This is a genomic window from Pseudomonas sp. LTGT-11-2Z (assembly GCF_003691445.1).
In the GTDB taxonomy this organism is placed as follows: Bacteria; Pseudomonadota; Gammaproteobacteria; order Pseudomonadales; family Pseudomonadaceae; genus Aquipseudomonas; species Aquipseudomonas monteilii.
This window is the reverse complement of the sequence record NZ_CP033104.1, coordinates 1,292,083-1,305,161: the sequence shown is the minus strand read 5'-3', so window position 1 is coordinate 1,305,161 and position 13,079 is coordinate 1,292,083. Positions and strand designations below refer to the sequence as shown.

10 protein-coding genes and 1 pseudogene are annotated in these 13,079 nt (G+C 61.9%); 7 read left to right on the top strand and 4 right to left on the bottom strand.

Annotated elements, in window-relative coordinates; translation table 11 throughout:
* Positions 1–128 precede the first annotated feature (128 nt).
* Together D8767_RS05965 and pcaR are read right to left on the bottom strand one after the other, a co-directional pair.
* Positions 129–1,475 (bottom strand): MFS transporter, encoded by a 1,347-nt coding sequence (locus D8767_RS05965; protein ID WP_016713634.1) that lies wholly within the window; start codon positions 1,473–1,475, stop codon positions 129–131.
* A 321-nt stretch (positions 1,476–1,796) separates the two neighbouring features.
* A complete protein-coding gene (pcaR, locus tag D8767_RS05960; RefSeq protein ID WP_016713633.1) occupies positions 1,797–2,672 on the bottom strand; it encodes a pca regulon transcriptional regulator PcaR in 876 nt (291 codons plus the stop codon).
* 489 nt (positions 2,673–3,161) lie between these two features.
* Here pcaR and D8767_RS05950 point away from each other — a divergent pair, with 489 nt between their 5' ends.
* Together D8767_RS05950 and D8767_RS05945 are read left to right on the top strand one after the other, a co-directional pair.
* Positions 3,162–3,362, top strand: coding sequence for a hypothetical protein (locus tag D8767_RS05950; protein ID WP_016713632.1), 201 nt, complete (start codon positions 3,162–3,164; stop codon positions 3,360–3,362).
* A 323-nt stretch (positions 3,363–3,685) separates the two neighbouring features.
* A complete protein-coding gene (locus D8767_RS05945) occupies positions 3,686–5,158 on the top strand; it encodes an inorganic phosphate transporter (protein WP_028698590.1) in 1,473 nt (490 codons plus the stop codon).
* Positions 5,159–5,266: 108 nt separating this feature from the next.
* On the opposite strand, the gene D8767_RS05940 is transcribed toward D8767_RS05945, so the two are convergent.
* Complete coding sequence (locus D8767_RS05940) at positions 5,267–6,742, bottom strand: helicase HerA-like domain-containing protein (RefSeq protein WP_016713630.1); 1,476 nt, start codon at positions 6,740–6,742, stop codon at positions 5,267–5,269.
* Positions 6,743–6,910: 168 nt separating this feature from the next.
* On the opposite strand from D8767_RS05940, the pseudogene D8767_RS29555 reads away from it, so the two are divergent.
* The 5 genes and pseudogenes from D8767_RS29555 to D8767_RS05915 all read left to right on the top strand — a co-directional run.
* Positions 6,911–7,927: pseudogene (locus D8767_RS29555) on the top strand (cache domain-containing protein); the annotation flags it as partial.
* 93 nt (positions 7,928–8,020) lie between these two features.
* Entirely contained in the window at positions 8,021–8,785 is a 765-nt protein-coding gene (locus D8767_RS29550; protein WP_372237802.1) for a methyl-accepting chemotaxis protein, read from the top strand.
* A 226-nt stretch (positions 8,786–9,011) separates the two neighbouring features.
* Positions 9,012–10,133, top strand: a complete 1,122-nt coding sequence (locus D8767_RS05925) for a glycosyltransferase family 1 protein (RefSeq protein ID WP_016713628.1) — start codon at positions 9,012–9,014, stop codon at positions 10,131–10,133.
* Positions 10,126–10,890, top strand: coding sequence for a DUF2334 domain-containing protein (locus D8767_RS05920; protein ID WP_016713627.1), 765 nt, complete (start codon positions 10,126–10,128; stop codon positions 10,888–10,890). The genes D8767_RS05925 and D8767_RS05920 overlap by 8 nt, the downstream gene beginning before the upstream one ends.
* Positions 10,887–11,879 (top strand): lysylphosphatidylglycerol synthase transmembrane domain-containing protein, encoded by a 993-nt coding sequence (locus tag D8767_RS05915; protein ID WP_121757791.1) that lies wholly within the window; start codon positions 10,887–10,889, stop codon positions 11,877–11,879. The genes D8767_RS05920 and D8767_RS05915 overlap by 4 nt, the downstream gene beginning before the upstream one ends.
* 205 nt (positions 11,880–12,084) lie before the next feature.
* Here D8767_RS05915 and purU read toward each other — a convergent pair whose 3' ends face one another.
* The gene (gene purU, locus D8767_RS05905) at positions 12,085–12,936 is read right to left on the bottom strand and encodes a formyltetrahydrofolate deformylase (RefSeq protein ID WP_016713625.1); all 852 of its coding nucleotides are present in this window, start codon (positions 12,934–12,936) and stop codon (positions 12,085–12,087) included.
* Between the last annotated feature and the right edge of the window lie 143 nt (positions 12,937–13,079).

Here is a 13,079-nt window from a genome sequence, read left to right as displayed (position 1 = left end):
CAGGGTGCTTCAGTGAGCTCAGATTAAGGAGACTGGCAGGTCGCTTACAATCCGATAATCGACTATTTGTGCGATTAGCGAACCATTTGTTGCAAACCTACCGATCCCCTTCTTGCGCTTTACCGACCTCAGGTCGCGTCTGCGTGGCTCACCAGCCCTTTCACGATCACGCCCACGGTCGCCAGCGCCGCCGGCACCAGCAATGCCGTCAGCACCTGCTCGAAGTTCCAGCCCAGGCCCAGCAGCATTGCGCCACTCCAGGCCCCGAGAATCGCGCCAAAGCGGCCAATGCCCAGCATCCACGATACCCCCGTGGCCCGGCCCTGGGTCGGGTAGAAGCGTGCCGCCAGCGAAGGCATTGCCGACTGCGCGCCGTTCACGCACATACCCGCAATCAGTACCAGCGTGGCCAACACGGTGATGTTGCCCAGGCTCTGCCCCACGGCGTAAGCGAACACCCCGGCCAGCAGGTAGAAAATGCCGATGACCTTGTGCGGGTTGAAACGGTCCATGGCCCAACCCACACCGACCGCACTGAGCACACCGCCAAACTGGAACAGCGCACCGATGAACGCGGCCTGCTCCATGCTCGCACCGCTGTCTCGCATCAGGGTTGGCAGCCAGCTGGTCAGCAGGTAGACGATGACCAGGCCCATGAAGTAGGTCAGCCACAGCAGCAGGGTGCCCAGGCCATAAGTGCCGGAGAAGATCACCGCAAACACGTTGCGTGCGGCCACGGCCTTTTGTTCCGGTACGGTGAAGCTGCCGGCCTCGGCCACCACCTGTGGCGCGATGGGCGACAGGGTCTTGCGCACCTTGTCGGTGCCTCGGTTGCGTACCACCAGGAACCGCGCCGACTCCGGCAGCCAGACCATCAGCACCAACGCCAGCAGCAGCGGCAGTACCCCACCGATAACCAGCAGGCTGTGCCAGCCGTAAGCCGGGATCATCTTGGCGGAAATGAAGCCACCACCCGCCATGCCCAAGTTGAAACCACAGAACATGCTGGTGACCAGCAACGACTTGAGGCGCTCAGGGGTGTATTCGGACAGCAGCGTAGTCGCGTTGGGCATACCGGCACCAAGGCCCAGGCCCGTCAGAAAGCGCAGTACCAGCAACTGGTCGACGTTGGTGGCATAGGCCGAAGCCAGGCTGAAACCGCCGAACACCAGCACCGCGCCCACCAGAACACCTTTACGGCCGAAGCGGTCAGCCAGCGGCCCGGAGCCCAAGGCGCCGAACACCATGCCGATCAATGCGGCACTCATGACCGGGCCGAGGCTGGCACGGTCGATCCCCCACTCCTGCGACAGGGCCGGGGCGATGAAGCCCATGGCGGCAGTGTCCAGGCCATCGAGGAAGACGATCAGAAAGCACAACAGCACGACCCGCCACTGATAGCGGGACAGCGGCTGCTGATTGATGAACGACTGAACGTCGAGGCTTTTACCGACGTTGTTTTGCGCTTGGTTCATTGTTGTTATCCAGAATGTAGGGCACAGCCAGACCACTGCACACGGGCAACCGGCACAGAGGGCGATGAGTAGGGAATATGGCCTGCGTCAGCCTGGATACAACGGTACTGCGCGCGGGTGCGGCCGCGGCAGCGAGGGGACAGTATTCATGTTATGTGCCTCTTATGTTTTTCTTGTTCGGTAGGCAGGGCCGACCGTTGCGAGAAACATTAATCAGCGGGCGCAGGTGAAGCAATTCACCCGGAACGACACTGTGCGTTTATCGCACAGGAAACGGTTTTGCCTGTTCTATTTTGGGGCCGCCTTGCGGCCCCGGCAATTTCAACCAAACAACTGATGACAAAGGTCGCGGCTGGCAGCGAGCAAAATCGGCAAGAAACGCTGCTCCAGTTCACTACGCGTTACTCGCCCGACATGGGTACTCACGTTCAACGCCGCCAACACCTGCCCCGAAGCGTCATACACCGGCACCGCAATCGATCGCAGCCCCTGCTCCAGTTCCTGGTCCACCACGCACCATCCCTGAGCGCGCACCTGCTGGATGCAGGCGAACAAGGATTCAGGGTCATGCAGGGTACGGCTGGTGCGCGCTTTCAGGTCGGCACGCTCCAGGTACTCGCGCAGGCTGGTGTCGTCCAGGGCTGCCAGCAGAATGCGCCCCATCGACGTGCAGTAGGCCGGCAGGCGCCCGCCCACCGACAGGTCGACCGAAATCAGCCGCTCCACCGTGGCCGAGCGGGCTATATAAAGGATGTCGTCACCCTCGAGCGTGGCCATGTTGGCCGCCTCGTGCAACTGGTCGCTGATGCGGTCCAGGTATGGCTGGGCAGAAATCGCCAGCGGTGTCGACGACAGGTATGCATGCCCCAGGGTCAGCACTTTAGGCAACAGCGAATAGGTACGCCCGTCGGTGGTGGCGTAACCCAGCTTTATCAACGTATGCAGGCAACGGCGCACCGCTGCACGAGGGATTTCCGTACGGTGGCTGATCTGGGCGATGGTCAGGTGGCGCTTGCGCTCCTGGAACGCCTGGATCACGGCCAGGCCACGTGCCAGGGAGGTCATGAAGTCCGGGTCGCCGGTAAAGGCCTGGATGCGCTTGGCCGGAGAAGCCACGATCGGCGGCGCCATGGCAGCCGAAGCAGGCCGTGCCACCTCCGGATTGCCAGAATCGTTGCCCAGGGTTTCGTCACTCATCGCACACCTCAAAAAAACGCCGGTTCGTGCGATTATCGAACAAACGGCCGATAATCGCAATTGACCGCCGACACGTTTGCTTATACCTTTCTCATGCCACTTGTGGCTTCTTTGGAGAGACTGGTCAGGTACCCACCGTAGAAGTCCCCAGGCAACGGCCTCGCCTTCTGGCGAGGCCGTTTTTCATTCGGGCATCATCCCGACGTTGCAGCGAACTTTTATCCGCCTTGCCTTTCAAACTTGTACGAAAGGTCCAAACTGTTTCCAGGCACATCCCACTACTTACGTCAGATGATGCCAGGGCCGGGTAAATAACGATGTTCGGCGAATTACCGGTTGCTATAATCGATTGCGCAGGCACCCGACGCCAGCGTGGTCAAGGAACCTTCTGTTGTATCAAGCCTTGTATCAAGCCGTTGCGGCCCGCATAGCCTGTGCATGCTGCACAGTGCATAACAACCGTCATTACTCTTAATTCAGGTACTGCATGTGACGAAAGATGAACTGCGCGCAGAACTCGAGCGCCAGGCTGAACGTTACAAGGATGTTTACGGCGGCGAAGTCACCACTTATGCCGCACAACCGGATCCGGAACGCAAACCTTGGCGCAAACGTGCCAGTGTGCGCGACCAGGCTTTCAGCCAGGAACTGGAACGCATTGAAAAGGAACTGCGCAGCGACACCCCCTGACCCCAGGACTACGCCAGCGCGTCGTCGCCCGGCCAGCCCGGGCGCGGTCAAAATTGCCTCGATCTTTACCGCCTGACCGATGATGAAATGGAATTACACAAATTTCATACGATCGTTTGAATGATGGCAAGCCAGCATTTTCTTGGCTTTTATGCCTGATTTCGCCAATATTTACGCTTGTTAGCCGATATTTCCCTGCCTGAATGCCCCACCTTGCACGGCGCACCCACGCCATGAAGATCGCCATCGGTCTGTAGCAGGTGCATCGATTGCCAAGGTTTTCTGGCATAATCCCGCCCCCCTATGACCGCCAGACAACCTTCATGATCGATTTATTCAGCGGACTGGATGCCTGGGTGTTGGTGAGCCTGCTGCTCGCCTTGACCTTCGTACTCGCCTTCGAGTTCATCAATGGCTTTCATGACACCGCCAACGCGGTAGCTACCGTCATCTATACCAAAGCCATGCCGCCGCACCTCGCCGTGTTCTTCTCCGGCGTGTTCAACTTCCTTGGCGTTCTGCTCGGCGGTGTCGGGGTGGCCTATGCCATCGTGCACCTGCTGCCGGTAGAGCTGCTGATCAACGTGAACACCGGACACGGCCTGGCCATGGTCTTCTCGCTGCTGGCTGCGGCCATCACCTGGAACCTGGGCACCTGGTACTTTGGCATCCCCGCTTCCAGCTCGCACACGCTGATCGGCTCCATTCTCGGCGTCGGCCTGGCCAACGCCCTGATCAACGACATTCCGCTGGGTGACGGCGTCAACTGGCAGAAGGCGATCGACATCGCCATGTCGCTGGTGGTCTCGCCAATGGCCGGCTTCGCCGTTGCCGCCTTGGTGCTGATCGGCCTGAAGTGGTGGCGCCCGCTGTCGAAGATGCACAAAACCCCCGACCAGCGCCGCAAACTCGACGACAAGAAGCACCCGCCATTCTGGAACCGCATGGTGCTGGTGGTTTCCGCCATGGGCGTCAGCTTCGTGCACGGTTCGAACGACGGCCAGAAAGGCATCGGCCTGATCATGCTGGTGCTCATCGGTATCGTCCCGGCCAAGTTCGTCCTCGACCTGAACAGCACCACCTACCAGATCGAGCGTACCCGCGACGCCACCCTGCACATGAGCCAGTTCTATCAGCGCAACGCCGCCACCCTGGGCGAGTTCCTGGCGCTGGGCAAAGCCAAGGCCAGCGACCTGCCGGAGCAGTTCAGCTGCAACCCGCAGCAGACCGAGCCGACCATTGCCGCGCTGCAGGCCTCGCTGCAAGGCGTGACCGACTACCACAGCCTGAGTGCCGAGAAGCGTGTCGAAGTGCGCCGCTACCTGCTGTGCCTGGATGACACGGCGAAGAAGGTTGGCAAGCTGCCAGGCCTGGAGGCCCGTGAAAAGGCCGACCTGGAGAAACTGCGCAAAGACCTCACTGCCACGACCGAATACGCCCCGTTCTGGGTGATCGTGGCCGTCGCCCTGGCCCTGGGCCTGGGCACCATGGTTGGCTGGAAGCGTGTGGTACTGACCGTCGGCGAGAAGATCGGCAAGCAGGGCATGACCTATGCACAGGGCATGTCGGCACAGATCACCGCGGCCTGCGCCATCGGCATGGCCAACGTGTTCGCCCTGCCGGTATCGACCACCCACGTGCTGTCGTCCGGCGTGGCCGGCACCATGGTCGCCAACAAAAGCGGCCTGCAAGGCGGCACCGTGAAGACGATCCTGTTGGCCTGGGTCCTCACCCTGCCGGCCTCGATGGGCCTGGCGGCCGGCCTGTTCTGGCTGGCGTCCAAAGCCATTGGCTGAGTGATACCGCAATGAATGAAGGCGCCCCCGTGGCGCCTTTTTCATGAGCGTTATTCCTGTGCCGGCCTGTTCACGGCGGTTCGGCGCGAAGAGGCCGGCACAGGCAGATCACCTCTTCTTGCCCCCCAGCAACGACCCCATCAACCCGCGCACCAGTTGCCGCCCCAGCTGATTGGCCGCCTGGCGCACCGCCGATTTGATCGCCTGCCCCGCCGCACCTTGCAAGAAGTCCCCCGCCTTGTCGGCAAAGCTTTCCTCATCCGCCTTCGGCTGCGGCGCCGGTTCCACAGCCTCGCCCTTGCGCTGGGTCAGCATTTCATAAGCCGACTCGCGGTCAACCGGTTTGTCATAACGCCCCGCCAGGGGCGAAGCGGCAATCAGTGCGCTGCGTTCAGCCGCAGACAATGGTCCGATGCGCGACTGCGGCGGCGCAACCAGCACCCGCTGCACCATGGCCGGCGTGCCCTTCTCTTCCAGCGTACCCACCAGCGCCTCGCCAATTCCCAGCTCGGTCAACACTGCCAGGGTGTCGAACGCCGGGTTGGGGCGAAAGCCATCGGCCACCGCTCGCAACGACTTCTGCTCCTTGGCGGTAAAGGCCCGTAAGCCATGCTGAATACGCAAGCCCAGCTGGGCCAACACCGCATCCGGCAGGTCGCCGGGCGACTGGGTAACGAAGTACACCCCCACACCCTTGGATCGAATGAGCCGCACCACCTGCTCCAGCCGGTCCTGCAACGCCTTGGGCGTGCCGTTGAACAGCAAGTGCGCTTCATCGAAGAACAATGCCAGCACCGGTTTGTCGGCATCCCCGCGTTCGGGCAACTGCTCGAACAACTCCGCCAACAGCCACAGCAGGAAGGTGGCGTAAACCTTGGGCGCTTCATGCACCAACCGGCTGGCATCGAGCAGGTGGATGCGCCCACGGCCATCCGGGTCCGGCCGTAGCAGGTCTTCAAGCTGTAATGCCGGCTCACCGAACAGTGCCTCGGCGCCCTGCTGCTCCAGAGTCGCCAGCCGCCGCAACAACGCCTGGGTAGAGGCAGTGGTCATCAGCGCGCTGTCTTCACCCAACAATTGCGGGTTGTCCTTCAGGTGCGCGAGCAGCGCCTTGAGGTCTTTCAGGTCCAGCAGCAACAGGCCCTCGCGGTCGGCAACCTTGAAGGCAGCGTACAGCGCGGCTTGCTGGCTGTCGGTCAGCTCCAGCAGGTTGCCCAGCAGCAGCGGCCCCATCTCGCTGAGCGTGGTGCGCAAGGGGTGGCCGGACTGCCCCGCTATATCCCACAAGCTCACGGGATAGGCCCGAGGCGTATGCCCCAGCCAGGGCATGCCGGCGATGCGCTCGGCCACCTTGCCCTGTGGCGCACCGGCAGCCCCCAGGCCACAGAGGTCACCTTTGACGTCGGCCGCGAACACGGCCACCCCTGCGTCGCTGAACACTTCCGCCAGGTGCTGCAGGGTGACGGTCTTGCCCGTGCCCGTCGCACCTGCCACCAGACCGTGACGGTTAGCCAGCCGCATCGCTTGCCCTACTGGCTGGCCATCCGGGCCAGCGCCTACAACGATGGTCGAAGATTCCGACATCTCATTAATCCTCTGCTCAAGCTTTACCTTAATTCGGCCGATACCTTTGGGTGATATTCGCCTTAATAGAGAGGAACAACCGAAAAGGGATATTTCGGGATGTTGCACTGCCTTGCGCTCCCCCGGAGCGAACGCCTGATATAACACCTTAGCGGAACCGATTACGCCATGAACAAAAGCCTTCGTTTCAGCCACAAGATCCTTTTGGCCGCATCACTGATTGTGATGCTCGCCTTCAGCCTTTTCACCCTCTACAACGATTACCTCCAGCGTAATGCGATCCGCGAGGACCTGGAAAACTATCTGGCTGAAATGGGCGCCTCCACGTCGACCAACATTCGTAACCTGTTCGAAGGCCGTATCAAACTGGTAGAGAACCTGGCGCAGAACATTGCCCAGGCCCCGACCAACGCCGAAACACTGATGGGCCAGAATGCCCTGATTTCCAGCTTCCTTACCGTTTACCTGGGCAAAACCGACGGCGGCTTCAGCGTACGGCCGGACGCCAAGATGCCCGATGGCTACGACCCGCGCACCCGCCCCTGGTACAAGGAAGGCATGAATGCGGCGGGCGCGACCCTGACCGAGCCGTACATCGACATGACCACCAACAAGATGGTCATTGGCATCCTCAGCAAGGTGTCCAGCAGTGTCGGCGTGGTGGGTGGCGACTTGGCCCTGGACGGCCTGGTGCAGATCATCAACTCGCTGAACTTCGGCGGCATGGGCTACGCCTTCCTGGTCAACGATCAGGGCAAGATCCTGGTACACCCGGACAAAGACCTGGTGATGAAGTCACTGTCGGACCTGTTCCCGCAGCACACGCCGAAACTGACCGGTGAACTGACCGAAGTGCAGAGCGATGGCCAGGCCCGCCTGCTGACCTTCACCCCGATCACCGGCCTGCCGTCGGCCAACTGGTACATCGGCCTGTCGGTGGACAAGGACAAAGCGTTCTCGATGCTCAGCACCTTCCGTACCTCGGCGGTGATCGCCACGTTGGTAGCGGTGGTGATCATCATCGGCCTACTGGGCCTGCTGATCCGCGTGTTGATGCAGCCGCTGCACACCATGACGCGCGCCATGGAAGACATTGCCGAAGGTGAAGGCGACCTGACCAAGCGCTTGCGCATTCACAACCACGACGAGTTCGGCATCCTCGGTAACGCCTTCAACCGGTTCGTAGAGCGCATTCACAGCAGCATCCGCGAAGTGTCCTCGGCCACCGAGCAGGTCAACGAAGTGGCACTGCGCGTGATCAGTGCTTCGAATTCGTCGATGACCAACTCTGACGAGCAGTCCAACCGTACCAACAGCGTGGCAGCCGCCATCAACGAACTGGGTGCCGCCGCCCAGGAAATAGCCAGCAACGCTGCCCAGGCTTCACAGCATGCAAGCTCCGCGCGCCTGCTGGCCGAGGAAGGCCAACAAGTGGTCGAGCGCAACATAGCCGCGATGAACCGCCTGTCCAACCTGATCGTCACGTCCAGCGAGCACATCGAAACGCTGAACAGCAAGACCGTGAATATCGGCCAGATCCTCGAAGTGATCACCAGCATTTCCCAGCAGACCAACCTGCTGGCGCTGAACGCCGCTATCGAGGCGGCCCGCGCCGGTGAAGCCGGGCGTGGCTTTGCCGTGGTCGCCGATGAAGTGCGCAACCTGGCGCACCGCACCCAGGAATCGGCGCAACAAGTGCAAACCATGATCGAAGAGCTGCAGGTCGGCGCCCGTGAGTCGGTCGAGACCATGGACCAGAGCCAGCGCCACAGCCAGGACAGCGTGCAGATCGCCAACCAGGCCGGTGAACGGCTGGACAGCGTGACTGTGCGCATTGGCGAGATCGATGGCATGAACCAGTCCGTAGCCACTGCTACCGAAGAGCAGACCGCCGTGGTCGAGGCCATCAACATGGACATCAACGAGATCAACATGCTCAATCAAGAAGGCGTGGAGAACCTGCAGGCCACCCTGCGCGCGTGCTCTGACCTGGAGCAGCAGGCCGGCCGTCTTAAACACCTGGTGGGCAGCTTCCGCATCTAAGCACGTACCGCGCCGCATGCTTCGCGGGTTTACCCGCTCCCACAGGAGGCAGCGCAAGCATCAAGGCCTGCGCTGTCCCTAGGGGAGCGGGTTTACCCGCGAAGAAGCCCACGCCGCTCCCCCCAACCCCGATCGAACAAACTATCCTTCTGAAAGGTCAACCTTTAGGCGCGTCATCGCCGGCCCGTTACCGCCGGATGACAGACCCGAAGACGATCCCGGAGGGATGCTGATCGTGCACATCGCCGACATCACCATGTTCTACGCCCCGGCCAGCGGTGGCGTACGTACTTATCTTGATGCCAAACACCGCCGCCTCGACGCCATCCAAGGCGTACGCCATAGCCTGTTGATTCCCGGACCAAGCGCCCGGCATGCCGATGGCATCTTTCAGGTACCCGCCCCACCCCTGCCGTTTGGCAAGGGCTACCGCTTTCCGGTACGCCTCGCCCCTTGGTGCAAGACGCTGCGCACGCTCAAACCCGACCTGATCGAAGTCGGCGACCCCTACCTGACCGCCTGGGCGGCACTGGAGGCAAGGCGCCAACTGGATGTGCCAGTGATCGGCTTCTACCATTCCGACCTGCCGTTGCTGGTCAGCAACCGCATGGGCAACTGGTTCACGCCCAATGTCGAGGCCTACGTGAGCAAGCTGTACGGCAATTTCGACCGGGTGCTGGCGCCCAGCCAGATCATGGCCGACAAACTGCGCCGCCTGGGCATACGCAACGTGCATGTGCAACGCCTGGGCGTGGACCTGGCCACGTTCAACCCCGACCAGCGCGACCCGCACTTGCGTGCGCAGCTGGGCATTGCCGACACCAGCCGCCTGTTGATTTACGCCGGCCGCGGCTCGCGGGAAAAGAACCTGCCGGTGCTGCTCGACTGCATACAGCAGCTCGGCGCCCCCTACCACCTGGTGTTGGTAGGTTCGAACATGCCCGCCAACGTGCCACACAACGTCAGCGTCATCGACCACTTCTGCCCGGCTGCAGAGGTGGCCCGGCTGATGGCCAGCGCCGACCTGCTGGTGCACGCTGGCGACCAGGAAACGTTCGGCCTGGTCATTCTCGAAGCCATGGCCAGCGCTACGCCGGTGGTGGCCGTGCGCGCGGGTGCCTTTGGTGAAATCATCAATGATCAGTGCGGCCTTCTGTGCCGCGCCAACGATGGCCGCGCCATGGCAACCGCTGTGCGCGAAGCGTTCGAGGCTGGCGTAGGCACGCTGGGTGCGCAGGCCCGTCTGCATGTAGAACAGCATTACTCGTGGGATAACGTGGTCGCGGGGCTGCTCCAGCACTACCAGGCCGTGCTCGGTTATCAGCCACAGGTGCGTGCCCATGCCTGAGCCTTCCTCCAGCCACCGCTACCTCATGCTGGTACTGCATGATGTAGCCCCGGAAACCTGGCCGGACTACCAGCCATTCGTAGAGGCCGTCGACGCGCTGGGCAACGTACCCATGACATGGCTGGTGGTCCCGGACTTCCATCGGCGCAATCCGCTGCAACTGGCGCCCTCGTTCTGCCGTCTGCTGGACAAACGCTTGGCCAACGGGGACGAACTGGCGCTGCACGGCTACGCCCATGCGGACGAAGGGCCGCCACCGCGCAGCCCCATCGACTACTTCATGCGGCGCATCTATACCCATGAAGGCGAGTTCTACAGCCTTGATGAAGCCGAAGCACTTACCCGCCTTCAGGATGGCCTGGCATTGTTCGAGGGCCAAGGTTGGCCTGTGGCAGGGTTTGTCGCACCGGCCTGGCTCATGAGCCAAGGCACTCGGCAAGCCTTGCGTCGCCTGCCGCTGAAGTACACCAGCACACCACAGCACCTGTACCGTTTGCCTGACTTCATCCCTATCGATGCGCCTGGCCTTGTCTGGAGCGCCCGCAGTGCATGGCGTCGCACGTTGTCCCGCGTGCTGTGCGACTGGCAATGCCGTCGCTGGAAAGGCGCGACCACATTACGCCTGGGGCTGCACCCGGTAGACATGCGCCATCGCTCGTCCCGCGACTATTGGCTGCGAACACTGGAACAACTGCTGAAGGATGGCCGCGAACCGCTGACCAAATCGGCCTGGCTGGAGCGCCAGGTGGCAGCATGAACCGCTGGGCCTTGCTGATGCTGGCATTGTTGGGCGCAGCACTGGTGCCAGCGCTGTTGGGAGGTAGCCAACTGCTTCCCAGACTAAGCCGGTTCGACCCGCAACTGCTGCTCATATTGCTTGGCATGATTCTGTCGTGCTGGGTCATCAACACGCTGCGCTTGCGCTTGTTGCTGGGTGAGCAGGCAAAACAGTTAAGCCATGCACGCAGCCTCGGCGTGGTCATGGCCACGGAGTTTGCCATCTGCACGACCCCAGGTGGCAGTGGCGGGCCATTGACCCTGATGGCGCTGCTGGCGCGTCACCGCATCGGCCCGGCGCGCAGCGGCGCCGTGTTCGCCATGGACCAGCTGAACGATCTGGCGTTCTTCTTCTGCGCAATGCTCGCGATAGCCGGCTACGCCTTGTTCCACAGCCTGGGCCGCAGCCAGGAAAGCATGCTGCTGGGCAGCGCACTGCTGCTATGCGCAGCACTGGCCGGAGTGATCCGGCTGTTGCGCTACCGGCGTACGGTAATGCGCATGAACGGCAGGCTGCTGCAGCACTTGGGCGTAGCTCAGCCGCGCCAGCGCCGCTGGGCACGCAAACTGCTGCACTTCATCGATGCACTGGCACAGACCTGGCGCCTGCCCAAACGCACCCTGAGCCTGGTATTCACCCTGACCTGCGTCCACTGGGGCCTGCGCTACAGCGTGCTGTACCTGGTATTGAGAGGGCTGGGTGTGGACTTGGCGTGGATCCCCAGCTTTCTGGTGCAGATGCTATCGCTCAGTGCTGGCCAGTTCAGCCTGTTGCCTGGAGGGGCGGGGGCCGCCGAGTTGACTTCAGCCAGCCTGCTGACGCCCTTGGTGGGCAGTTCGACCGCAGCGGCGGCGATCCTGATTTGGCGGGCGGTTACTTACTACTTTTATCTGCTGGCGGGTGGGCCGGTGTTCGTGTGCCTGCTTGCGCGTCCGTTGCTGGAGCGCTGGCGACGTCAGGCGGGTTGAGCTGCTGCCAGAGTTCGGCGGCGCCAGGGAAGTCGGTGCCGTCAGTGTCATCCAGGGCTTCGGGGTCGTAGCGGGCCAGGCAGCCTTCGCCGAGGGTAGGCGGGGGTGAAGCAGTGGGGGTGTTACGTTGCTTGGCCATGGGTATTCCTTTCAGGATTCCCGGGGGCGCTTTGCGCCCCAGAGTCTCAGAGCCAACCAGCCAGTGTCAGTCAAACACCACGGTCTTGTTGCCATGCACCAGCACCCGGTCTTCCAGGTGATAACGCAGGCCTCGGGCCAGCACCATCTTTTCGACATCGCGGCCAAAGCGGACCATGTCTTCGATGCTGTCGGCATGGCTGACGCGTACCACGTCCTGCTCGATGATCGGGCCGGCGTCCAGCTCTTCGGTAACGTAGTGGCAGGTCGCACCGATCAGCTTCACGCCACGCAGAGCGGCCTGATGGTAAGGCTTGGCACCGACGAACGACGGCAGGAAGCTGTGGTGAATGTTGATCACCTTCTCGGCATAGTCCTGGCACAGTTGCGGCGGCAGGATTTGCATATAGCGGGCCAGCACTACCACGTCAGCGGCATGCTCATTGACCAGGCGCGACACTTCGGCAAAGGCCGGGGCCTTGTCCTTGGGGTCGACCGGTACATGGAAGAACGGAATACCGTGCCACTCGACCATGCTGCGCAGGTCGTTGTGGTTGGAGATCACGCAGGGGATCTCGCAGTCCAGTTCGTCTGTATGCCAGCGATGCAGCAGGTCGGCCAGGCAGTGCGACTCGCGGCTGGCCATCAGCACCACGCGCTTTTTCTGCGCCGAGTCGGTAATGCGCCAGGTCATGGAGAACTCTTCGGCAATTGGCGCAAACGCCTCGCGGAAGGCTTCGATACCGAACGGCAGCGATTCGGCGCGGATTTCATGGCGCATGAAGAACCAGCCGCTGTGCTCATCAGAGTGGTGGCTGGCCTCGTTGATCCAGCCATTGTACAAGGCCAGGAAATTACTGACTTTCGCCACGATGCCTACGCGGTCGGGGCAGGCGATCACCAGACGATAGGTGCGCATGAATGAGACTCCAGAACTTCGCAAAGGCGCCTATTCTAGCGGCCCGACAGAAAAAACGCAGTATTGATCGCAGCCGCGTGGGTCAATGCTGGCCTGCAAACGCAGCAGCGCGCTTTGACTGACAGACATGACGAAATAGCGGG

Coding starts and splice junctions, on each gene's coding strand:
- D8767_RS05920 (WP_016713627.1), top strand. CDS start 10,126: ATGCCTGAGCCTTCCTCCAGCCACCGCTACCTCATGCTGGTACTGCAT.
- pcaR (WP_016713633.1), bottom strand. CDS start 2,672: ATGAGTGACGAAACCCTGGGCAACGATTCTGGCAATCCGGAGGTGGCA.
- D8767_RS05965 (WP_016713634.1), bottom strand. CDS start 1,475: ATGAACCAAGCGCAAAACAACGTCGGTAAAAGCCTCGACGTTCAGTCG.
- D8767_RS05940 (WP_016713630.1), bottom strand. CDS start 6,742: ATGTCGGAATCTTCGACCATCGTTGTAGGCGCTGGCCCGGATGGCCAG.
- D8767_RS05915 (WP_121757791.1), top strand. CDS start 10,887: ATGAACCGCTGGGCCTTGCTGATGCTGGCATTGTTGGGCGCAGCACTG.
- purU (WP_016713625.1), bottom strand. CDS start 12,936: ATGCGCACCTATCGTCTGGTGATCGCCTGCCCCGACCGCGTAGGCATC.
- D8767_RS29550 (WP_372237802.1), top strand. CDS start 8,021: ATGACCAACTCTGACGAGCAGTCCAACCGTACCAACAGCGTGGCAGCC.
- D8767_RS05945 (WP_028698590.1), top strand. CDS start 3,686: ATGATCGATTTATTCAGCGGACTGGATGCCTGGGTGTTGGTGAGCCTG.
- D8767_RS05925 (WP_016713628.1), top strand. CDS start 9,012: ATGCTGATCGTGCACATCGCCGACATCACCATGTTCTACGCCCCGGCC.